The 20,451-nt window shown below is 60.8% G+C and carries 19 protein-coding genes; 3 read left to right on the forward strand and 16 right to left on the reverse strand.

Going from position 1 to position 20,451, the window contains the following annotated elements; all coding sequences use genetic code 11:
• Positions 1-24 precede the first annotated feature (24 nt).
• Complete coding sequence (locus AC5YUO_RS23760; protein ID WP_496155490.1) at positions 25-315, forward strand: GIY-YIG nuclease family protein; 291 nt, start codon at positions 25-27, stop codon at positions 313-315.
• Positions 316-503: 188 nt separating this feature from the next.
• Here AC5YUO_RS23760 and AC5YUO_RS23765 read toward each other — a convergent pair whose 3' ends face one another.
• The 5 genes from AC5YUO_RS23765 to AC5YUO_RS23785 form a co-directional block, all read right to left on the reverse strand.
• A complete protein-coding gene (locus tag AC5YUO_RS23765) occupies positions 504-1,220 on the reverse strand; it encodes an ABC transporter ATP-binding protein (protein ID WP_496155491.1) in 717 nt (238 codons plus the stop codon).
• Positions 1,201-1,965, reverse strand: a complete 765-nt coding sequence (locus tag AC5YUO_RS23770; protein WP_496155492.1) for an ABC transporter ATP-binding protein — start codon at positions 1,963-1,965, stop codon at positions 1,201-1,203. Before AC5YUO_RS23770 ends, AC5YUO_RS23765 begins: the two co-directional genes overlap by 20 nt.
• Complete coding sequence (locus AC5YUO_RS23775) at positions 1,962-2,969, reverse strand: branched-chain amino acid ABC transporter permease (protein ID WP_496155493.1); 1,008 nt, start codon at positions 2,967-2,969, stop codon at positions 1,962-1,964. The genes AC5YUO_RS23770 and AC5YUO_RS23775 overlap by 4 nt, the downstream gene beginning before the upstream one ends.
• Before the next feature lies 1 nt (position 2,970).
• On the reverse strand, positions 2,971-3,834 hold the full coding sequence (locus tag AC5YUO_RS23780; RefSeq protein ID WP_004445147.1) for a branched-chain amino acid ABC transporter permease: 864 nt from the start codon (positions 3,832-3,834) through the stop codon (positions 2,971-2,973).
• 119 nt (positions 3,835-3,953) lie between these two features.
• A complete protein-coding gene (locus tag AC5YUO_RS23785; protein ID WP_496155494.1) occupies positions 3,954-5,126 on the reverse strand; it encodes an ABC transporter substrate-binding protein in 1,173 nt (390 codons plus the stop codon).
• Between the two features lie 400 nt (positions 5,127-5,526).
• Here AC5YUO_RS23785 and AC5YUO_RS23790 point away from each other — a divergent pair, with 400 nt between their 5' ends.
• Complete coding sequence (locus AC5YUO_RS23790) at positions 5,527-5,904, forward strand: hypothetical protein (RefSeq protein ID WP_400820978.1); 378 nt, start codon at positions 5,527-5,529, stop codon at positions 5,902-5,904.
• 84 nt (positions 5,905-5,988) lie between these two features.
• On the opposite strand, the gene AC5YUO_RS23795 is transcribed toward AC5YUO_RS23790, so the two are convergent.
• From AC5YUO_RS23795 to AC5YUO_RS23825, 7 genes are all read right to left on the reverse strand, one after another.
• On the reverse strand, positions 5,989-6,813 hold the full coding sequence (locus tag AC5YUO_RS23795; RefSeq protein ID WP_496155495.1) for an AraC family transcriptional regulator: 825 nt from the start codon (positions 6,811-6,813) through the stop codon (positions 5,989-5,991).
• A gap of 111 nt (positions 6,814-6,924) precedes the next feature.
• Positions 6,925-8,658, reverse strand: coding sequence for a M14 family metallopeptidase (locus AC5YUO_RS23800; protein ID WP_496155496.1), 1,734 nt, complete (start codon positions 8,656-8,658; stop codon positions 6,925-6,927).
• A gap of 5 nt (positions 8,659-8,663) precedes the next feature.
• Complete coding sequence (locus AC5YUO_RS23805; protein WP_496155497.1) at positions 8,664-9,512, reverse strand: ABC transporter permease; 849 nt, start codon at positions 9,510-9,512, stop codon at positions 8,664-8,666.
• A gap of 6 nt (positions 9,513-9,518) precedes the next feature.
• Entirely contained in the window at positions 9,519-10,442 is a 924-nt protein-coding gene (locus AC5YUO_RS23810) for an ABC transporter permease (protein ID WP_006316568.1), read from the reverse strand.
• Between the two features lie 77 nt (positions 10,443-10,519).
• A complete protein-coding gene (locus tag AC5YUO_RS23815; RefSeq protein ID WP_496155498.1) occupies positions 10,520-12,055 on the reverse strand; it encodes an ABC transporter substrate-binding protein in 1,536 nt (511 codons plus the stop codon).
• Between the two features lie 41 nt (positions 12,056-12,096).
• Positions 12,097-13,917, reverse strand: a complete 1,821-nt coding sequence (locus AC5YUO_RS23820) for an ABC transporter ATP-binding protein (protein ID WP_496155499.1) — start codon at positions 13,915-13,917, stop codon at positions 12,097-12,099.
• A gap of 673 nt (positions 13,918-14,590) precedes the next feature.
• Complete coding sequence (locus AC5YUO_RS23825; RefSeq protein WP_496156556.1) at positions 14,591-16,492, reverse strand: bifunctional sugar phosphate isomerase/epimerase/4-hydroxyphenylpyruvate dioxygenase family protein; 1,902 nt, start codon at positions 16,490-16,492, stop codon at positions 14,591-14,593.
• A gap of 122 nt (positions 16,493-16,614) precedes the next feature.
• Here AC5YUO_RS23825 and AC5YUO_RS23830 point away from each other — a divergent pair, with 122 nt between their 5' ends.
• Positions 16,615-17,307 (forward strand): TetR/AcrR family transcriptional regulator, encoded by a 693-nt coding sequence (locus AC5YUO_RS23830; protein ID WP_496156557.1) that lies wholly within the window; start codon positions 16,615-16,617, stop codon positions 17,305-17,307.
• Here AC5YUO_RS23830 and aroQ read toward each other — a convergent pair.
• The 4 genes from aroQ to AC5YUO_RS23850 form a co-directional block, all read right to left on the reverse strand.
• Positions 17,282-17,725, reverse strand: coding sequence for a type II 3-dehydroquinate dehydratase (aroQ, locus tag AC5YUO_RS23835; protein ID WP_496155500.1), 444 nt, complete (start codon positions 17,723-17,725; stop codon positions 17,282-17,284). The two genes, AC5YUO_RS23830 and aroQ, sit on opposite strands and share 26 nt — an antisense overlap.
• Positions 17,722-18,591 (reverse strand): shikimate dehydrogenase, encoded by an 870-nt coding sequence (locus AC5YUO_RS23840; RefSeq protein WP_496155501.1) that lies wholly within the window; start codon positions 18,589-18,591, stop codon positions 17,722-17,724. The genes aroQ and AC5YUO_RS23840 overlap by 4 nt, the downstream gene beginning before the upstream one ends.
• Positions 18,592-18,793: 202 nt before the next feature.
• Positions 18,794-19,555: an amino acid ABC transporter ATP-binding protein gene (locus tag AC5YUO_RS23845; protein WP_006316555.1), complete on the reverse strand. Its 762-nt coding sequence runs from the start codon at positions 19,553-19,555 to the stop codon at positions 18,794-18,796.
• A gap of 30 nt (positions 19,556-19,585) precedes the next feature.
• Positions 19,586-20,422 (reverse strand): transporter substrate-binding domain-containing protein, encoded by an 837-nt coding sequence (locus tag AC5YUO_RS23850; protein ID WP_496155502.1) that lies wholly within the window; start codon positions 20,420-20,422, stop codon positions 19,586-19,588.
• Positions 20,423-20,451: the final 29 nt, after the last annotated feature.

A 20,451-nucleotide genomic window follows, 5' to 3' on the forward strand; every position in this document is an offset into this window, starting at 1 on the left:
AAGGAAAGATGCACGTTCATTTACATGAAAGGCTACGTTTATATTTTAGCATCCAAGCGAAACGGAACGCTCTATACTGGCGTTACGAAGGATTTGCCCAATAGAATATTCGAACATCAGAATGAACTAACGCCCGGATTTACGTCACGATATGGCGTAAAGACGCTCGTGTGGTTCGAGGAATACGACCTCTTGACGAGCGCGATCACGCGCGAAAAAACGATCAAGAAATGGCCTCGGCAATGGAAGCTCAATCTGATTGAAAGCACAAATCCGGATTGGGATGATGTATCTGCTCATCTGCATGGCCTGTGACCCACGCCTTGTGACCAAGCCACCGACGGTCGCCACACACTCACCTCATCCCTGTTCCCCGGAACAAGCCCGAGGATGTCACGGGGATCCAGCCGACGCGCGTCTGCGCGGCGAGAGAGTCCTTTCAGCCCAAGGACTTGGGCTGGCTGGATTCCTGTGACAGGCACAGGAATGAGGGTGAGGGTGGCTCAGTGCAGTCCGCCAACCCCGAGATGCGTGTCGATAATGCCCGGATTCTCCGAAAGCTCGCTCGACGGCCCTTCCCAGACGATGCGGCCGCGTTCCATGATGATGGCGTGGTCGGCGAAGTCGATGGCCATCTGGATGCGCTGTTCGACGAGGAGAATGGTCATTTCGCCGGATTGGGCGAGTTTGGAGAAGGCGGCCATCAGTTCCTCGCAGATGACGGGGGCGAGGCCTTCGAGCGGTTCGTCGAGCAGCAGCACGCGCGGCTGACCGAGAATGGTGCGGGCGGTGGAGAGCATCTGCTGTTCGCCGCCGGAAAGCTGCGAGCCGAGATTGCGGCGGCGCTCCTTGAGGCGCGGAAACAGCGTGTAGGCTTCCTCGATCGCAGATTTCGGCCGGGTCTTGAGGCCGACGAAGAGGTTTTCCTCGACGGTCAGCGTCGGGAAGACGTCCCGCGTTTGCGGCACGTAACCGAGGCCGGCTTTGGCGCGGGCAGCACTCGGCAAAGCGGCGATGTCCTGCCCGCCGATGCGGATATCGCCGGCAAAACGTTTCGTCTGGCCGGCCAGCGTGGCAAAAAGGCTGGTCTTGCCGACGCCGTTGCGGCCGAGCACGGCAAAACGCGAGCCCGAGGGCACGGAAAGCGACAGGCCCTCGATGACCCTTGTCGGGCCATAACCGGCGGTGAGGTTGACGATTTCAAGCGGCGCTGCGGGCATTGGCGTAACTTCCGAGATAAGCTTGGCGGACTTCCGCATTGCTGGTGACATCATCAGGCGAACCGTCGAAGATGACGGCGCCGGCGGCCAGAACGACCACGCGCTTGGCGAAACGGAAGACGAGATCCATGTCGTGCTCGATCATCAGGATCGCGAGGTCAGACGGAAGCCGGTCGAGCGCCTGTTCGATGCGCGCCGTTTCCGTGGAGGGCACGCCAGCGGCCGGTTCGTCGAGCAGCAGGATTTTCGGGCGAAGCGCCATGGCAAGCGCGATCTCGATCAGCCGCTGCTGGCCATAGGCGATTTCGCGCACCCTTGTTTCGGCAAGCGCCAGAAGGCCGAGCGTGCCGAGAATATCGCGGGCTTCGCTCATCACCGCAGGCATGGCGCGGTAACGGCCGAAAATCCGGCCCGTCTTGCCTTCACGCTGGAGAATGGCGAGCGCCACATGTTCCTCCGGCGTCATGTCCTGAAACAGCCGGGTGACCTGGAAGGAGCGCACGAGGCCGCGCTTCACCCGCTGGCTGGCGCTGAGGCCTGTCACGTCCTCGCCGGCGATGCGCACCGTGCCGGCCGAGGGTTTGATGTTGCCGGTGACGAGATTGACGAAAGTGGTTTTGCCGGCGCCGTTGGGGCCGATCAGCACCGTGCGGTCTCCCGGCGAAAGCGACAGCGAGACATTATTGGTGACGACGAGGCCGCCGAAATTTTTCTTGAGGCCGGAGACTTCGAATATGGCGCTCATTTGCGATCTCCCCGCAGGCGCGCAATGATCTGTTCACCCGCGCCGTAAAGCCCGCGTGGTGCGAAGAGCACGACGGCGATCAGCAGCAGACCGACAATGGTGAGCCAGTGGAAAGGATTGGCGGCGGAAACGACATCCTCGAACCACATGAAGGTGACGGTGCCGATCAGCGCGCCGTAAAGCGAACCCGCGCCGCCGAGCACCAGCATGACCAGCCCCTCGGCCGAAAGCGTGAAGCTGAGGCTGTCGAGGCCGACGACCTGGGTGGAAATGGCGTTGAGCGCGCCGCCAATGCCGGCGACGATGCCCGATATCACGAACATCTTCAAAATCGTGCCGTTGACGGCGCCGCCCATGGCCTGAATGCGGATGCTGTCCTGCTTGACGCCGCGGCACAACATGCCGAAGGGCGAATTGACCACGACCCTGAGGGCGAGGAAAACGAGGAGCAGCAGACAGACGCCGTAAATATAGGCGGTGCGGCCGAAGAGATCGAATTCGAAGGTTCCGAACAGGGCGTCGGGGGAGACACCGGCAAGCCCGTCGCTGCCGCCTGTCCAGCTGGATGCCTTGTTGGCCGCCTCATGGAACAAATGGATGACGGCGATGGAAAGCACCAGCTGCGGCAGGCCGTGGGCGCGCAGCAGCACCGTGCCGGAAAGCAGCCCGGCCACGCCGCCCGCAGCGGCGCCGATCACGGTCATCAAAAGCGGGTCTGTGATCTCGAAATGGGCGGCGGCGATGCCGGCGGCATAAGCGCCCGCGCCGAACAGGGCGGCATGGCCAAGCGTGGCGACGCCGCAATAACCGGTAACGAGATCGATCGACAGTACCAGGAGCGCAATGGCGATGATGCGGGTCAGAAGCGCCAGATTATCCGGAAACAGGTAATAACCGGCAATGGCGGCGGCAATGATGAGGAGCGGCCCCGCAAGCGTGCGCAGCGGCGAGCGCGCCTTCGGGATCTCTGCCGTTTCAGTCATGTCGTTCATGAGCACCGCCATCTCATTTCGCCCTTCCGAGAAGGCCGCGCGGGAACAGCGTGATGATCACGATGACCGCCAGATAAAAGAAGAATTCGCCATATTCCGGAGCAAGATACCGCCCGGTCGTATCGATGGCGCCGAGCAGCAGGCAGGCGATCAGCGCGCCGGGAATGGAGCCCGCGCCGCCGACCGAAACCACCACGAGGAAGGTGACCATGTAGCGCAGCGCATAATAGGGTTCGACCGGCAGCAGTTCCGCGCCGATGACGCCGCCCATGGCGGCAAGGCCGACGGCGATGGCGAAGCTGACGGCATAGATGATCTCCGTGCGCACGCCGAGTGCCGCCGCCATGGCGGCATTATCGACCGCCGCCCGCAGCTTGATGCCGAAGGCGGTCTTTTCGAAGGTGAACCACAGGGCGCCTGCCACGGCAAGACCGCAGGCAATGGCGAAGATGCGGTGGGTGGCGATGGTGCGGAAGCCGAGATCGGTGGGGCCGGCCAGCTGCTGCGGCAGCGGAATGGTCTTCAGCGTCGGGCCGAAAACGAAATTGGCGATGCCGATGATGCAAAAGGTGATGCCGATGGTCATCAGCACCTGCGTCAGCTCCGGTGCGCCATAGATGCGGCGATAGAGGAAACGCTCAAGCGGAATGGCGATGACGATGGTGCCGACGATGGCGACGAGGATCGCCGCCGCATAACCGAGGCCGAGGCCATGGGCGGCATAGGAGGCGAGATAACCGCCGATCATGGCGAAAGCGCCATGCGCCAGATTGACAACCCGCATCAGCCCCATCGTCACCGAAAGGCCAATGGAGATGATGAACAGGACCATGCCATAGGCAAGTGCATCGATGAGGATGCTGAAGACCGTCTGCATGCTGAAAAAACTCCTCCCGGTGCAACGATGCCCATCCGGGCCGGAACCGAACCGCCATAGGGGCGGTTCGACCGTTTCAAGAATGGCCGCTATTGTGGCGGCGAGGCCCGTGTCGCCGGTTACTTCGCGGCGGCGAGGCCCGGATCGCCCTGCTTTTCGAAAGTCTGGACTTCCTTGTTGTAATAGCTGCCGTCATCCGCCTTGGCCACTTCACGCAGATAGATGTTCTGTGTGATGTGGCGGCTTTCCGGATCGATGCTGACAGGGCCGCGCGGGCTTGTCCAGGACAGGCCCTTCACCGCGTCCACCGCCTTTTCCGCATCCTGTTTGCCGCCGGTGGCCTCGATCATCTTGCTGATGACATACATGCCGTCATAGGCGCCGACTGCGGGGAAGGACAGTTCCTTGGGATTGCCGATCGCCTTGGCGGCGGCTTCCACGAAGGTCTTGTTCTCGGGCGAATCATGCGAGACGGCGTAATGGAAGGTCGTCTGCATGCCGAGTGCGGCTTCGCCCAACGCCGGCAGGTCGGATTCCTGGGTAAGGTCACCCGGTGCGAAGAGCTTGACGCCTGCGGATTTCAGACCGTTATCGTTGAAGGCCTTGACGAAGCCGAGCGTGGTCGGGCCCGACGGCAGGAAGGCGAAGACGCCCTGCGCGCCGGAATCCTTCACGCGCTGCATGATCGGGCTGAAATCATTGGTGGAGAGCGGCATGCGGATGGTTTCCACCACCTCGCCGCCGGCGGCGGTGAAGGCCGCCTTGAAGGCGTTTTCGGCATCGACGCCCGGGCCGTAATCGCTGACCAGCGAAATGACCTTCTTCACGCCGCCATCAAAGGCCACCTTGGCGATGGGGGTGGAGGTCTGCCAGGTGGTGAAAGAGGTGCGCACCACATAGGGGCTCTTGGTCACGATGGCCGAGGTGGCGGCATTCATGATGACCATCGGCACATTGCCCTGTTTCAGAAGCGGCGTGACGGCCATGGCATCAGGGGTGAAATAGAAGCCAGCGAGATATTGCACGCCTTCCTTCACCACCAGTTCCTGCGCCAGCGCCTTGGATTGCGCCGGATCGGCCTGCGGCACATCGCGATAGACGACCTCGACCGTGTCATCGCCGACCTTATTGCCATGAAGGGCAAACCAGGCGTCGATGCCGGCCTTGAAGTTCTTGCCCTGCAACGCAAACGGGCCGGAGAACGGACCGACCACGCCGACCTTGATCGTCTCGGCATAGGCGGCAGTGCTGAAGCAGATGGCCGCGATTGCGACGGTGATCCGAAATTTCATGATTTCCTCCCAGTTGATCCGTGGCTCCCATCCACCGATCCAGACTTGCCAGAGTGATGAGGGAAAGGGCCAAAGTAAAATGAAATAAGGGGGGTAATAGATAACCTGACGGTTATCAATATCCGCGCATTGGTTCCCCCTGTCGATCGCTCGCCACGCCCTGGCATATGAGCCCCGGCCGCCTTCGCACCGCCGTCACTCATTCCGGCTTGAGGCCCAAAACGATGGCGGACACTGCGGCCGCCACCGCAAAGATACGGGTTTTCTCGATGAGAACAGTTTCGCGCAAACTCAACGCGGGATAGTGACGATGTGGAGACGAAACCAATGCCTTAACCAGTTCTAAGGGGATTGTTCGTAGTCTCGCCAAGCATATTTTGGAACTTTATTTGGTGTCTTGATGGGCGAATATCAGAATAAAGCTGTTGAGCTGATGCGCAATCGCGTCGGGGAGAATATGCTCAACAACAGGATCGAGCGTCGTGAGGCATTTCTGCGCAAGGCGCTCACGCTCTATCACGCCATGGGCGGAACGGCAGAGGACCTGCAGGCGGCCGTAAAGGATGCCGCAGCCGCGCCGGCGCCCAGCATCGACGTGGCCGTTGGCGACGTCATGTACAAGCTCGCGGCGATCGGCCACGTTGCCGATATCGATATTATTCAGGCGGGTTACAACAAGCTCGATGCAGCCAATCTGCATATTCTCAGCAAGGGCAAGAAGCTGCTGCAGAAGCAGCGCGATCAGAAGCTCGCCACCACCGCCGCGCCAGCGAAATAGGCGAGCCGCCTCCTGTTCGGCAGCCGCCAATTCACCATATGCCCCAGGGCTGGCCGGGGCATATGGTCTTCACGGGCCGATATTTCAGGCGATGACGGGTATCCAGATTTCCACGATTCCCCGCCCGGTCTTGGCATCGAATCGCCGGTCATAACGTTCGAAATCGGGAGAGTGGGCGGTTTTCAGCCCGGCATCGGGCAACGCCTTGTTCCAGATCGTGTAGACCGTTCGGGGAAGATCCGAGATATGGCCGTTATGGGTGAAGACCGCATAGGATTGCGCGGGCAATTCGATATGATCCATGCCCGGGGTTTTCGCGAGCGCCTGGACGCCGGCAAGATAGGTGCAGTTACCGGCCTCATCGGCGGCGCTGCAAACACCATAAGCAGCCCCCGACACGGCCTCCTCGACTTCGCTTTCGCGCAGATTGAAGCGTTGCCACAGGGCGGGAATGGCGCTGTTGTTCTCCAGCGAGCAGGGGGTGGTGAGGCCCACCACCATAAAGGCATCGGCGCGGCGCATTTCCGGCGGCGGGACTTCGACGAACATGTCGTTTTTCATTTTCAAAGGCTCCATGAGATCAAGGGACGAGGTTGATCGGGCCTTGCGAACAGTGCTTGGTAAGGTGTTGAAATAATTCGCAAAGGCCCGCGTGAACGCCTCATGGGACCCGTATCCCGCATCAAGTGCTGCGGTGAGAATGTCGCCATTACACCGTGCGATGGTTTCCGCCGCCCTGGAAAGGCGGCGTGCCCGGACATAGGACATGATCGACAGGCCGGTGGAAAGCTGGAACAACCGGCACATGTGATGTGTGCTGATCGCGCAGCGATCGGACAGGACCGTCAATGTCAGGTCCTTGTGCAGATCGGTTTCGATCTGCCAGATGAGCTTATCGAGAGCGGGCATGGGGTCTCCTGTGGTTCACGCCCTTACCATGCAAAACCGCTCCGCTTCCTGCTTGATCGGGTTTGACTTGTTATCGCCTTTTCCCGCTGCTGCCGTTTCAGGACGGTTCCATCAGGCCACCTTCGGCGACAGGATTTCCTGCCAGGCATCATAGGCGGATAGAACCGTTTCCATCTGCGCGGTATGGCCGGTGATGAAATCATCGCCATAGATCGTTTCATCGGGATATTCGGTGATCAGCGTCATCGGCACGGTATGGCGATCGTCCACGGACGACAGGCACGGAAAGCCGTTGATGATGCGGAAACCGGTTTCGCCGGCATGAATTTCATAAAGCGCGATCTGGCGGTTGTTGTAGTCGAGCAGGCCGGGAATGGCGCCGAGATGGCGGGTCACCCTGTCGAGCAGGGCTTCCGCCTGGCTTTCCCAATCCGCATGGTGGCGGATGATGAGGAAGAAACCCTTGGGCAGCGTCCACATGGCGAAATTGCGCGGCACATAACCGGAAAGTGGTCGGGTCCACTCATGTGAGGGATAACCGTGCAGGTTCACATGCAGGCTGGCGCCGCTGATCTCCTGCGCCTTGAAGCGGATTGCCTTCTCATTGAGATGGGCGCCCGAATTTTCCCGCGTGCGATATTCGAGATCGTCGCCGAGCGCCGTGTAACGCGCCGCGTGATGCATGTGGCGCGGATTGTCGACGCGCAGGCGCTGGTGCAGGGCGTAACCGTCAGGATTTTCCAGTGGCGAGATGGTGAAATGCGCGCCCTTGCGCTCCGCGAGTTTGCGGGCGGCGCGGATGGCGCCGACGATGCCTGTCGTCTCGTTGGGGTGCTGGCCGCCGCTGATCATCACCGCGGCATCGCTGCCGGCGACATAACGGGCGGCAAGGATGCGGCCGGAGCGGGAGCGGGCCTCGAAGGCCTCGCCGCCGATCTCTTCAAGCAGCTTCGCGAGCTGGCCTGCCGCGACCGGTTCGCTGGCCGTATCGATCGGCTGCTCGCCGCCATCGAGGAAGGCGGTGGTGAGCGCGCGGGTCTCGATGCGCAGCGAGATTTCGCCTTCGCTCTTGACGATTTCCGGCACGATCTGGCCGGGTTTCAGGCCCCGGTCACCCAACGGCCGGCCGGATTTCTTCTGGAAGAACTCCAGGAGCGAGAAATAGAAATCCTCGTGCAGCGCCTCGCGCAGGCTGACGACCTCATCGCCGACGGAAAGCGGCAGGTCTTCGGCCGGATGCGCGACGCGGATGTTCAGTTCCTCGAAATAGGGCTCCTCATCGCCCCAGCCGTGGTTGGCGACGGCATGGATCGCCGCTTCGAAAAGCCGCTCGTAATCCGTCTCCAGCCGCTCGCCCGCAGCATTGCCGGCAGGCCGGAACCAGCCGGTCGGCGAGACATTGGTTTCGCCGACGATATCGGTATGAACCCGGTTTGGGGCCAGAACCTTCAGGGTTTCCTGCTTGCCATTACGGCTCAGGGTAACGTCATAATGGAAGGCGTCGTCCTCGCGGGCGATGAAATCGATCTTCGCATCGCCCACCAGAGCCGCCAACGGATAGGCCTCCAGCCGGAAACGGTTGGCGGGGGCGTTGGCGTGCACGGGGTAACGCACCTCGATGGTGTCGACGCCATCCAGATTGATCTCTTCCAGAAAGGTGAAGAGAAGCGGCTTGTAGGCGCTGCGGATGCGGGCGCTGACGCCTTTTTTCTTCAGCCTCTCTTCGGCCTCGCGGCGGCTTTTGGCGTCATCGAAGGTCCATGCCTCGAAGGACTGGCCGGGCTCGGCATTGGCGAGAAGCGCATCCAGCGTGCGCTCGAAGGTCTGGTCGAAAATCTGGTTCATCTGGATTACCTCGAGGTTCTGCCTGTTGGGTCAAGGCTGTCACGTAGCCAGTCGCCGAGAAGGTTGAGGCCAAGCACTGTCAGCAAGATGGCAAGGCCGGGGAAAACGCTGACCCACCAGGCGGTCTGCAAATAGGTGCGGCCATCCGCCAGCATGCCGCCCCAGCTCGGAATGGTCGGATCGACGCCGAGGCCGAGGAAGGTGAGGCTGCTTTCAAGCAGGATGTTGTTGGCGACATTCAGCGTCATCAGCACGATGACCGGCCCGATGAGGTTCGGCAGCAGGTGCTGGAGGATGATGCGCCAGTCCTTCACGCCGATGGCGCGGGCGGAAAGGATGAATTCCCGCTCCCGAAGCGTCAGCACCGAGCCGCGCACGAGGCGGGCATATTGCACCCATTGCGATATGATCAGCAGGATGATGGTGTTGGTGAGGCTGCCGCCGACGATGGCGATGAAGGTGATGGCCAGAAGAATGAAGGGCATGGCGAGCTGGATATCGGCAAAGCGCATGACCAGCATATCCCAGAAGCCGCGATAATAACCGGCGACCAGACCGACCGCGACACCGAAGATGACAGCACCGATGACCGAGGTGAAACCGACCAGCAGCGAAATCTTGCCGCCGGCGACGACACGGGCGAGCACGTCACGCCCCAGCGGATCGGTGCCGAGCGGATGGGCGGCATTGGCGAAGGGCTTGGCAAGGCGCGCCATCAGGTCGATCTTGTCCGCCCCGCCCGGAAACAGCACGTCGGAAAAGACGACGGCAAGGCAGATGACTGTCGTGAGGAACGCGCCTAGGACGAATTCGAGATTGGTGAAGCGCGTGAAACGCGAGGTTTTGGCAGCCATCGTCACTTACTCCGTGCGAATGCGCGGATCGACAAGCCCGTAGGCGATATCGACCAGAAGGTTGATGCCGACGATCATCAGCGACAGCACGGTGATGACGGCCTGAAGCACGGGATAATCACGCGCGCCGACCGCATCGAAGGCCAGCGTGCCGAGGCCCGGCCAGTTGAAGACGCGCTCGATAACGACGATGCCGCCGAGCAGCCCGCCGAATTGCAGGCCGAAATAGGTGATGAGCGGAATGGCGCAGTTGCGCAGCGCGTGTTTGTAGAGAACCTTGCTTTCGCTGAGGCCCTTGGCGCGCGCCACCATGACATATTGCGAGCGCAGCGTGTCCAGCATGGCGGTACGCACGAGGCGGACATTGGTGGCGGTGAGGATCACACCCATGGTGACCGATGGCATGATGTAGCTGGCAAAACCGCCCATGCCGCTGGGCGGCAGCCAGCCGAGCGTGATGGAGAACAGCAGCACCAGCATCGTCGCCAGCCAGAAGTTCGGGAAGGACAGGCCGATGAGCGAGAAGATGCGGATCACCTGATCGGCCGTCTTGCCGCGCGAGGTCGCCGCCTTGATGCCGAGCGGGATGGAGAGCGCGATCGACACCGCCATGGAGATGAAGGCGAGCAAAAGCGTGGCGGGCAGGGCATCGGCGATGAGGCGCGAGACCGGCGTGCTGCCGGTGAAGCTGCGGCCGAAATCGAGTGTCACGAGGCCCTTCAGGAAGCTGAAATATTGCACGAAGAACGGCCGGTCGGTGCCGAGTGCCGCGCGGATGCGCGCCAGATCGTCTTCCGTCATGCTGCCGCCGCCCTGGAACATGGTGACAGCCGGATCGCCGGTGAGGCGAATGGCGAAGGAAACGAGAAGGGTGATGGCGATGACGACAAAAATCGCCTGCAGCAATCGCTTGATGAGGAAACCGGCCACGTTTTTTACCTTGAAGAGAGACCCGGCCTTGCCCGCATTGCGGCGGGCAAGGTGTGTTGATCAGAAAACCAGCGTGATTATTCGACGGTCACGTCGGTTAGCTTCAGGCGGTTATCCGGCGGTGCGACGAAACCCTTGACCCGCTTGTTGATGCCGTAAATGGCATTGGTGTTGTAAAGCGGGATTTCCAGCGCGCGTTCGGCGGTATAGCTGCCGATTTCCTTGAGGATATTTTCGCGCTCGGCACGGTCGGTCAGCGGACGCTGGGATTCAAGCAGCTTGTCGAGCTTTTCGTCCTTGTCGTAAGGGTTCCACTTTTCACCCGAGTGATACATGGAATAGGCCGTGTTATCGTAATCGAAGGTCCAGCCGCCCCATTTCTGCTGGAACATCGCGCCGGTCTTGCCCTGCGGGATGATGTCGTTCAAGAGAACGTTGGTCTCATAGGGCTTGATGGTGGCGGTGATGCCGACCATGGAGAGGTAGCTGGAAATAACCTGCGCCACTTCGTTCATCGTCGCGTCGTTGCCGCGGATATCGATCTGCAGCGCCGCGCCTTCCTTTACGCCGGCTTCCGCGAGCAGCTTCTTTGCGCCTTCCGGATCGTAAGGCAGCGGCTTCAGTTCCGGATCGTAACCGAAGGACAGTGCGCTCTGGAAGCTTGCAATCTCGGATGCCTGGCCGGCAAGAATCGACTTGACGATGGTGCCGCGGTCGACGGCCATGATGATCGCCTTGCGCACCTTCGGATCGGCGGTAATGCCGTCACGGGTGTTGAAACGCAGCGCGTCGACGGTCGGGCCGGGAACGCTGACGATCTCAAGCTTGGAATCGCCTTCGATGACCGGGATCATGCCGATCGGGATGGTGGGCGGAATGACGAGATCGACGCGGCCGGCCTGCAATTCGGCAACGGCGGTCGCCGGCTCGGCGATGAAGCGATATTCAAGCTCGGAAAGTTTTGGCGCACCGCCCCAGTAATCGGGGTTGGCTTCCAGCTTGATATTGGTCTTCGGCGCGTAGGAAACGAATTTGAATGCGCCGGTGCCGACTGGGTTGAGGTTGAAATTGTCCTCGCCCTTTTCCTTGATGTAGGCAGGCGGAACAATCATGCCGCCATAACCGGCAAGCTTGGTCAGCAGTACCGGATCCGGTGCCTTCAGCTTCATGTCGACGGTGTAATCGTCGATGACATCGACGCTTTCGATGGCGACATAGTTGGAGCGCTGCGGTCCCTTGGCACCCTGTTCGCCGAGAAGGCGCTCGAAGGTGAACTTGACGGCGGCGGCGTTGAAGGGTTCGCCATTATGGAACTTGACGTTCTGGCGCAGCTTGAAGCGGATGCGCTTGCCCTCATCCAGCTCTTCCCAGGATTCGGCAAGGCCGGGGGCCAACTTCAGGTCCGGGCCGCGATAGGTGAGGCCATCGAAAATGTTGGTGGCGACAGCCGCCCATTGCACGAGGAAGGTGTCGATCGGGTCCCAGCTGCCGGGGTCCTGTGGGCTGGAAATGGTCATTTTGCCGGCGGCAAGAGCCGGTGCGGCGGTGAAGGCCGTGGCGGCCATGGCAAGCGCGACGAACGTTGTCGTCATCCCCTTCTTGATTATTGTCATCTACCTGTTCCTCTTCAGATGGTTGCGGTTCTGGTTGCTATTCAGGCGCTCTTCGCGATGAAGTGGCCCGGATTGATTTCCTCATGGGCGAGAATGGCCGGCTCATCGCCGACACGGCGCACGGGATTGGGTATTTCGCCCTCGATCATGGCGATGCGGCGCTCGATGGTCGGATCGGCAACCGGCACGGCCGACAGCAGTCGGCGGGTATAATCATGCGTCGGCGTTTCAAACACCTGCCGGCGGCTGCCCATTTCCATGATCTGGCCGAGATAAAGCACGGCGACGCGGTGGCTCATCTTTTCCACGACAGCCATGTCATGGCTGATGAAGAGATAGGCGAGGCCACGCTCGGCCTGCAGGTCCATGAACAGATTGATGATCTGCGCCTGAATGGAGACATCGAGCGCCGACAGAGCCTCATCGGCAATGATGAGCTTCGGATCGGAAGCCAGCGCGCGGGCAATGCAGACGCGCTGGCGCTGGCCGCCGGAAAACTCGTGCGGATAACGCGCGGCATGTTCGGAGCTGAGGCCCACACGCTCCAGCAATTCATCCACCCGCCGGCGTACCGCCTTCTGATCGTTGATCAAACCATGGGTGTTGATCGGCTCGGCAATCGAAAAACCGACCGTCTTGCGCGGATCGAGCGAGGCGAAGGGATCCTGGAAAATATATTGCACTTCCTGGCGCATGCGGAAGCGCTCCGCCGCCGACATCTGCGAATAGCTGCGGCCGTTGAAGGAAATCTCGCCTGAGACCGCTGTCTGCAGCTGCTGGATGGTGCGGCCGATGGTGGATTTGCCGGAACCGGATTCGCCCACCAGCGCCAGCGTCTCGCCGGCATGAATATCGAAACTCACCTTCTGCACCGCGCTGCAACGGTGCGTCGCCTTGCCGAACAGGTTCTTGCGGATATCGAATCGGACGAACAGGTCCTTGACCGATAGAAGCGGCTTGGCGTCATATTTCGCGGTGTTTTGCACGCGCTCCTCGCCGACCACGACCGGCTGGCCATCCTGCAGCACGGTGAGCGGCAGGCGCTTGGGAAACTCTTCACCTTCCATGCTGCCGAGACGCGGCACGGCGGAAAGCAGGGCACGCGTGTAAGGGTGCAGCGGATTGGCGAAGATATCCTTCACCCGACCTTCCTCGACCTTCTTGCCCTTCCACATCACAACGACGTCATCGGCCATTTCCGCCACCACGCCCATATCATGGGTGATGAAGACCATGCCCATGCCGAGCTTCTTCTGCAGGTCGCGCATGATGTTGAGGATCTGCGCCTGAATGGTGACATCCAGCGCTGTCGTCGGCTCGTCGGCGATCAGAAGCTTCGGCCGGCAGGCGAGCGCCATGGCGATCATCACCCGCTGGCGCATGCCGCCGGAAAGCTGGTGCGGATAACGCTTTAGAAGCTCGGCCGCATCGGGCAGGCGCACCATTTCGAGAAGTTCGCGGGCTTGCGCCATGGCGGCCGTCTTGCCGAGCTTCTCATGCAAAACAAGCACTTCGCAGATCTGGTCGCCAATGGTGAAGACGGGATTGAGCGAGGTCATCGGCTCCTGGAAGATCATGGCGATCTCCTTGCCGCGGATCGAGCGCATCTCTTTCTGCGAAGCCTTCAGCAAGTCCTTGCCTTCAAACAGGATTTTGCCGGTGGGGTAGGTCGCGCCCATCATGTCCGCAAGGCGCATGGTGGAGAGCGAAGTGACCGATTTTCCCGATCCGGATTCGCCGACGATCGCAACCGTGCGGCCGGGCTCGACGCGGAAGGAGATATCATCCACGACGCGGCTGTTACCAAACTCGACGCTCAGGCCTTCGACGGACAGGAGGGCGTTTGCGTTTGCGGCAGTCATATCATCGTCTCCGTCATGGCTTGCGCGGCAATTCTGGCGCAGTCATCTGAAATGGAAAGGGGGAAAAGGTCGCGGGCAGGCATGCGCCGGGCGGCGTCATGCGGACAGGATGGGAATGTCACGAGGGAGCGCATGTTTCAGGCCGCTTTGCCAGCGGAAAGCGCCTTGCCCGGCGTCCGACAATCCAAAACCCGCGGTGCCGCCGAAGCACCGCTGGCGGCCTCGCAGCTACCATCAGGACAATTTGCGTCGGCCGCAGATTCGACGATGCGCATGAAACTTTATTCCCCACCCTTGTTTTGCCGAAAAAGCTAACAAAACAGAACAATCATGTCCAGAGTGTTGAACAATTTTTGTGTACTGCTCTACAAATGCGCAAGTGCATTTTTATTGAGCGCAGATTTAGTGCGGGGGATGGTGGTGAGGCTAAGCTTTGCGGATGCGTGCTCTCTCCCTCATTCCTGTGCTTGTCACAGGAATCCAGCCAGCCCAAGTCCTTGGGCTAAAAGGAGTCCTTCTCGCCGCGTGAGAGCCGCATCGACTGGATCCCTGTGACATCCTCGGGCTTGTTCCGGGGAACAGGGATGAGGGAAGGAGAGGTAGGAGGCGGAGCCGCTACCTTCAGCGGGTGCATTCCGTTCGAAAATCGTCCGGCGAGTGGCATTCCGCGCCGCTATTCCTTCGGCATGCCAACCGGCGGTGCAAGGCGCCGTTGCGCGGCGATGCGGAAGGGGGCGTTCATGGCGCCATAACCGCCGTAAGCGCCGCGTCTTTCGATGATCTCGAAAAAGAAACCCTCACCGAAGGTGCGGCTGTAGATCTGGAAATATTCGCCATTGTCATCGCGGTCATAAAGAATGCTCGCGGCCCTCAATGCATCGGAAAATTCCGGCTCCAGCCCGAAGCGGGCTTCGAGATCGTCGTAATAATTGCGCGAAATCGGCAGGGCCTGGAAACCGCGCGCCTGCATCGCCTTGGCCGTGGCGAAGATATCGTCGGTAGCAAAGGCGATGTGCTGGATGCTGGTGCCGAAACCCTCGGCCAGAAATTTGCCGGCGAAGGTCTTGCGGTTGTCCGCGCCGTTCATGGTCAGGCGGAAATGCGGCGAGGGCACGCTTTCAATCGCCTGGCTGCGCACCAGCCCGCCCGGATCGACCACATCCACCATCGGTGTGCGGCGGGAGGCAAACAGCGAGGTGTAAAACAGAAGCCAGGTCAGCATTTCATCATAATGCGTTGTTTGCGCGAGATGATCGATGCGTGTCAGGCCGGCATCGCTCACCGCCTTCTGCCCCTGCGTCGGTACGAATTCCTTGTCCCAGATGGAGGCGAGCGCCGGTGAGGCATCGAGGAAATAGATGACGCCATTGCCCACGCCCTGAATGGCGGGAACAGCGACTTCACCCGTCTTGCGCGGTTCTGCAAAGGTCGGTGCGCCGAGTGCTTCGGCCCGCGCCAGCGCCGCTTTGGCATCATCGACCTTCAGTCCGAAGGCATAGGCATTGGTGCCGTGGATCGAATAGGAAGCACCGGCAAAACTGTCGCCGTCATCGCTGGTATTGATGACGATGCGGATATCGCCCTGCGTATAAAGGTCGACCGTGCGGTTGCGGTGCTGCGCCGATTTTTCAAAACCGAGCGTGGCGAGCAGCGCTTCCAGATTGGCCTTTTCTTCCGGTGCCGTGGTGAATTCGACGAATTCCACGCCCTGCGTCTCAACCCGTTCCGGCATGGCGGGCACGTCGATGCGGATATCGGGTTCAAGACGCCGCACCTGGTCCATGAGGTTGATCAGCGAACGGTGACCATCTTCGGCGAGCAGCCGGGCCGAGCCGCCGCGGAACTGGTCGTTGAAGATTTCCAGCGACAGCGGCCCGCTATAGCCGGTCGCGGCCACGGCGCGCATGAAATCCACGACAGGCAGGTCGCCTTCGCCCGGCATGTTGCGGAAATGGCGGCTCCAGTAGAGCAGGTCCATGTCGATCAGCGGCGCATCGGCCAGCTGTACGATGAAGATCTTGTCACCGGGAATGGAGCGGATCGAATTGGGATCGATCTTGCGCGACAGTGTGTGGAAACTGTCGAGGATGATGCCGACATTGGCGTGATCGGCACGCCGCACCACCTCCCAGGCATCGCGGTGATCGCTGATATGGCGGCCCCAGGCCAGCGCCTCGTAACCGACGCGCACGCCGTGTTTCGCGGCGAGTTCACCGAGCTGATGGAAATCGGCCGCCGCGCGGTCGATGCCACCGAGCGAGACCGGCGAGACATTGGAACAGATCAGCATCAGATCGGTGCCGAGCTCGCCCATGATGTCGAATTTGCGCTGGGCGCGCTCAAAGGCGCGGGTCCGGTGCGGTTCCGGCATGCCCTCGAAATCGCGGAACGGCTGAAAGAGGGTGATATCGAGACCATGATCGGCGGCCAGCGCCTTCACCTCGCGCGGGGAGGCGTCGTAGGTCAGGAAATCATTCTCGAAAATCTCCACGCCGGAAAAGCCGGCCTTGGCGATGGCCGCCAGCTTTTCGGGGAACTCGCCGCTGATCGACACGGTTGCAATGGATGTGCGCATTGGCATGCCGTGTCTTCCTGTGTCATAGCTCGCCATATTGCCTTCCTTTTCAGCCTTATGTACTAATTGGTTAATAAGCAGGGCGTGACCTCAAGGCCGCCGCCGCATCGATGGAATGGATGATGACCAAAAGCGCGACTTCGAACGCACCCCGAGAAAGCCGGCAGGCGAAGCGCGATCCGGAAGGGGTTCGCCGCGACATTCTTTCCGTCGCCATGGAGGAATTTTCGCAGAACGGCCTCTCCGGCGCGCGCATCGATGAGATCGCGGCGCGCACGCGCACGTCCAAGCGCATGATCTATTATTATTTCGGCGACAAGGAGGGCCTCTACAAGCGTGTGCTGGAGGAGGCCTATGCGCAGGTGCGCGGCGGCGAAGGCAATCTTGAGCTGGATGATCTGGAGCCGATTGCCGCACTCGAGAAACTCTGTCGCTTCACCTTCGAGCATCATCGCCGCAACCCGGCTTTCGTCCGCATGGTCATGACGGAGAATATTCACCACGGCAGGCACATCAGGGTTTCGGAGGCGATCCGCAACGTCAACCGGCCCGCCATCGAGATCATGCGGCGAATATTGAAGCGCGGGCAGGATGCCGGCCTGTTCCGGCCCGGGCTGGACGCTCTTGAACTGCATTGGCAGATCAGCGCATTGTCTTTTTACAACGTCTCGAACACCGAAACTTTTTCGTTCAATTTTGGCGATACGCTTTTCAGTGAGGCCGGTCAGGAAGCGCTGTCCGCGCATGTGGCGGAGATGTTGCTGCGCTATGTGCTGAAGCCCGAGCATATTACGCGGATCGGGAAAGACGGTTGATGAGGTGGCGTAGCGCCACCCCGTAACCTTCGATGCCGAGACCGGCGATCACGCCTTCGGCACGGGTCGACACATAGGAATGGTGCCGGAAGACCTCGCGTTTGTGGATGTTGGAGATATGGACCTCGATGACCGGTGCCTCGAAGGCGTTCAGTGCATCGAGGATCGCCACCGAGGTGTGGGTGAAGGCGCCGGGATTGATGACGATGCCCGCGGACTTGCCGCGGGCTTCGTGGATCCAGTCGATCAGCTCATATTCCCGGTTGCTCTGGGCAAAAAACAGTTCGTGGCCGGCGGCTTCGGCGATGGCACGGCAATCGGCCTCGACATCGGCGAGCGTTTCGTAGCCGTAGATTTCCGGCTGGCGCTGGCCGAGCAGATTGAGGTTCGGACCGTTCAGGATCGTAAAAAGGCTCATGCCACGCCCTCCGCCATGCAGAGTTCGGTGAAATGTGCCGTCATGCGCTTCGCATCCGGCTCGCGGCCGCAGAAGAGGCGGAAAGCGCCCACGGCCTGAAACACGGTCATGCCGCCGCCGGGCAGGGTTTGGCACCCTTTTCTGGCCGCGGTCGCCAGAAGCTCGGTCACCAGCGGCATATAGACGATATCGGCGACCCAGTGCTTTGGTTCGATCAGCTTGGCCGCAACCGGCATGCCGGGATGGGCGGGCATGCCCATCGGCGTGGCATGGATCAGACCATCGGCAAAGGGCAGCGATTGGGCCGGGTCCTTGACCGCAACGGCGCGGCCTTCGCCAAAACGGGCATTAAGCTCGTCGGCGAGACGTTCGGCTCTTGGAAAGTCCCGATCGACAATATCGAGCCTGATAATATCGAGCTTCAACGCGGCATGGGCCACGGCAACACCCGCACCACCCGCGCCGACCAGAAGCGCCCGGTCGCGCTTTGCATCCGGCAGGCCGCGCACGAAGCTTTCGTAAAAACCGTACCAGTCGGTATTGTGGCCGATGCGGCGGCCATCGCGGAAGACGACGGTGTTGACCGCGCCCAGCATGCGGGCATCGTCGGAGAGTTCATGCAGATGCGGAATGACGGCCTGCTTGAAGGGATGGGTGATGTTCGTGCCGGCAAAACCGCGTGTCTCCAGCTCGTCGAGAAGAGCGGGAAGGGCGCTCTGCGGCAGTTTGCGGGCGGTGACATCCACAAGCTCGTAGGAATAGTCGAGGCCATGGGCCGCACCCTCGCGCATGTGCAGCGCGGGCGATTTGGAAAGCTGGATGTCGGCGCCTATCAGGCCGACCTTGTAGAAGGTTTTTTCTGTCATGATCACATGTCGTTCGTCGGTTCGGGGCAGGCATGGCCTCCCAATCGGGTTGCTGGCGAGGTGCTGAAACCTCTCCTTCGTCATCCCCGGGCCTGACCCGAGGATCTGTCATCCGCTGAAATTCATGGATCCTCGGGGCAAGCCCGAGGATGACGTCGCGTATGCCGGGAAGTCGCCCAAGTCCGAGGACTGAGGGCGAATCTCAATGGTGGGCGAGAATCTCGCCAAGGAACGTGCGCGTGCGCTGGTGCTTGGGGTCGCGAAAGAATTCTTCGGGCGGGCCTTCCTCGATGATCTCGCCTTCCGACATGAAGACCACGCGGTCGGCCACCTGCCGGGCGAAACCCATTTCATGGGTCACGCAGATCATCGTCATGCCGTCGCGGGCAAGGCCGATCATGGTGTCGAGCACTTCTTTCACCATTTCCGGGTCGAGCGCCGAGGTTGGCTCGTCGAACAGCATGGCCTTCGGTTCCATGCACAGTGCCCGGGCAATCGCCGCACGCTGCTGCTGGCCGCCGGAAAGCTGTGCCGGGTACTTGTCGGCCTGGTTGAGGATGCGCACGCGCTCCAGATATTTGCGGGCCGTCGCCTCGGCATCGGCCTTGGAAAGCCCCTTCACCCGCATGGGGGCAAGGGTGCAGTTTTCCATGATGGTCTTGTGCGGGAAGAGATTGAAGCTCTGGAACACCATGCCCACTTCGCGGCGAACCGCATCGATGGCGCGGCTGGAATCCGACAAAGTTGTTCCCTCGACCGTGATCTTGCCCTCCTGGATTTCCTCCAGATGGTTGATGCAGCGGATGAGGGTGGATTTGCCCGAACCCGACGGGCCGCAAAGAACGATCTTTTCGCCCTTGCGAACCGTCATGTTGACGCCTTTAAGCGCATGGAAGGCTCCATACCACTTTCCAACCCCTTCAAGGGCGATCAGCGGAGCCTGTGCGGCGGAGGATTGCGACATGGAACTTTCCTTCATGCTTGGCAGCAATGTTTAGTTGACGGTGTAGGGGATATCCGGAAGCGAGGCCGGGAAGTCCGGAACCGGGCGCTTCATCCATTTGGCATAGACTTTTGCGAGATCGCCATTGGCCTTGGCCTTGTCGAGCCAGGCGTTGAGCGCTTCGTTCCAGTCCTTTTCACCGGGGCGTGTCGCGGCGCTGTTATAGAGGGTGACGAGGTCGAACTTCACCTCGTAATCCTTGCCGCCGGCCGCCGCGAGACGGTCTCCATAAAACTGGTTGCCGCCGATCGCCTCGATCTGGCCCGACAGGATCGCCTGGATCGTGGCGGCGTCGTCATCGAAACGAAGGATATTCGCTTTTGTCCCCGCACCGGCGGTCAAGGCCGTATCCATGGGGCTGGATTTCGGTGCGCCGACGGTCATTCCGGTCAGATCGTCGAAATTGACGATCTTCTTGTCCTTGGTGGCGTAAACCGACATGACGTTATGCGCGTAAGGCTGTGCATATTGCACGTTCTTCGCCCGTTCCGGCGTCATGCCCATCGACGCGAACAGGGCGTCGACCTTGCCGGTGCGCAGCGACGGAATGCGGTTGGCGACGGCAAGCGGCACGAACTCCACCTTCAGGCCGAGATAATCCGCAAAGCCCCTGGCCAGATCGGCATCATAACCTTCCTGGACACCGGTGGAATTGATGAAGCCCCAGGGCGCATTGTCACCCTGAATGCCGATCACGATCTTGCCGCTGGATTTTGCCTCTTCCAGCGTTCTGGCCTCTGCGCCTGCGGGCGAAAGGATTGGCAGCAGGGCTGCCAATCCGACTGCAAGGGCTGTACGCCATGCAGTGTTTTTCTTAAAGATTCCCATTGGTTACTCCTCCCAATCTCAGCCTCGTG

This window comes from Agrobacterium sp. LEGMi-208b, from assembly GCF_059511785.1.

What these genes read in the sequence shown, in the direction of transcription:
- AC5YUO_RS23760 (WP_496155490.1), top strand. Translation starts at nt 25, where the DNA reads ATGAAAGGCTACGTTTATATTTTAGCATCCAAGCGAAACGGAACGCTC.
- AC5YUO_RS23765 (WP_496155491.1), bottom strand. Translation starts at nt 1,220, where the DNA reads ATGCCCGCAGCGCCGCTTGAAATCGTCAACCTCACCGCCGGTTATGGC.
- AC5YUO_RS23770 (WP_496155492.1), bottom strand. Translation starts at nt 1,965, where the DNA reads ATGAGCGCCATATTCGAAGTCTCCGGCCTCAAGAAAAATTTCGGCGGC.
- AC5YUO_RS23775 (WP_496155493.1), bottom strand. Translation starts at nt 2,969, where the DNA reads ATGGCGGTGCTCATGAACGACATGACTGAAACGGCAGAGATCCCGAAG.
- AC5YUO_RS23780 (WP_004445147.1), bottom strand. Translation starts at nt 3,834, where the DNA reads ATGCAGACGGTCTTCAGCATCCTCATCGATGCACTTGCCTATGGCATG.
- AC5YUO_RS23785 (WP_496155494.1), bottom strand. Translation starts at nt 5,126, where the DNA reads ATGAAATTTCGGATCACCGTCGCAATCGCGGCCATCTGCTTCAGCACT.
- AC5YUO_RS23790 (WP_400820978.1), top strand. Translation starts at nt 5,527, where the DNA reads ATGGGCGAATATCAGAATAAAGCTGTTGAGCTGATGCGCAATCGCGTC.
- AC5YUO_RS23795 (WP_496155495.1), bottom strand. Translation starts at nt 6,813, where the DNA reads ATGCCCGCTCTCGATAAGCTCATCTGGCAGATCGAAACCGATCTGCAC.
- AC5YUO_RS23800 (WP_496155496.1), bottom strand. Translation starts at nt 8,658, where the DNA reads ATGAACCAGATTTTCGACCAGACCTTCGAGCGCACGCTGGATGCGCTT.
- AC5YUO_RS23805 (WP_496155497.1), bottom strand. Translation starts at nt 9,512, where the DNA reads ATGGCTGCCAAAACCTCGCGTTTCACGCGCTTCACCAATCTCGAATTC.
- AC5YUO_RS23815 (WP_496155498.1), bottom strand. Translation starts at nt 12,055, where the DNA reads ATGACAATAATCAAGAAGGGGATGACGACAACGTTCGTCGCGCTTGCC.
- AC5YUO_RS23820 (WP_496155499.1), bottom strand. Translation starts at nt 13,917, where the DNA reads ATGACTGCCGCAAACGCAAACGCCCTCCTGTCCGTCGAAGGCCTGAGC.
- AC5YUO_RS23825 (WP_496156556.1), bottom strand. Translation starts at nt 16,492, where the DNA reads ATGCGCACATCCATTGCAACCGTGTCGATCAGCGGCGAGTTCCCCGAA.
- AC5YUO_RS23830 (WP_496156557.1), top strand. Translation starts at nt 16,615, where the DNA reads ATGACCAAAAGCGCGACTTCGAACGCACCCCGAGAAAGCCGGCAGGCG.
- aroQ (WP_496155500.1), bottom strand. Translation starts at nt 17,725, where the DNA reads ATGAGCCTTTTTACGATCCTGAACGGTCCGAACCTCAATCTGCTCGGC.
- AC5YUO_RS23840 (WP_496155501.1), bottom strand. Translation starts at nt 18,591, where the DNA reads ATGACAGAAAAAACCTTCTACAAGGTCGGCCTGATAGGCGCCGACATC.
- AC5YUO_RS23845 (WP_006316555.1), bottom strand. Translation starts at nt 19,555, where the DNA reads ATGTCGCAATCCTCCGCCGCACAGGCTCCGCTGATCGCCCTTGAAGGG.
- AC5YUO_RS23850 (WP_496155502.1), bottom strand. Translation starts at nt 20,422, where the DNA reads ATGGGAATCTTTAAGAAAAACACTGCATGGCGTACAGCCCTTGCAGTC.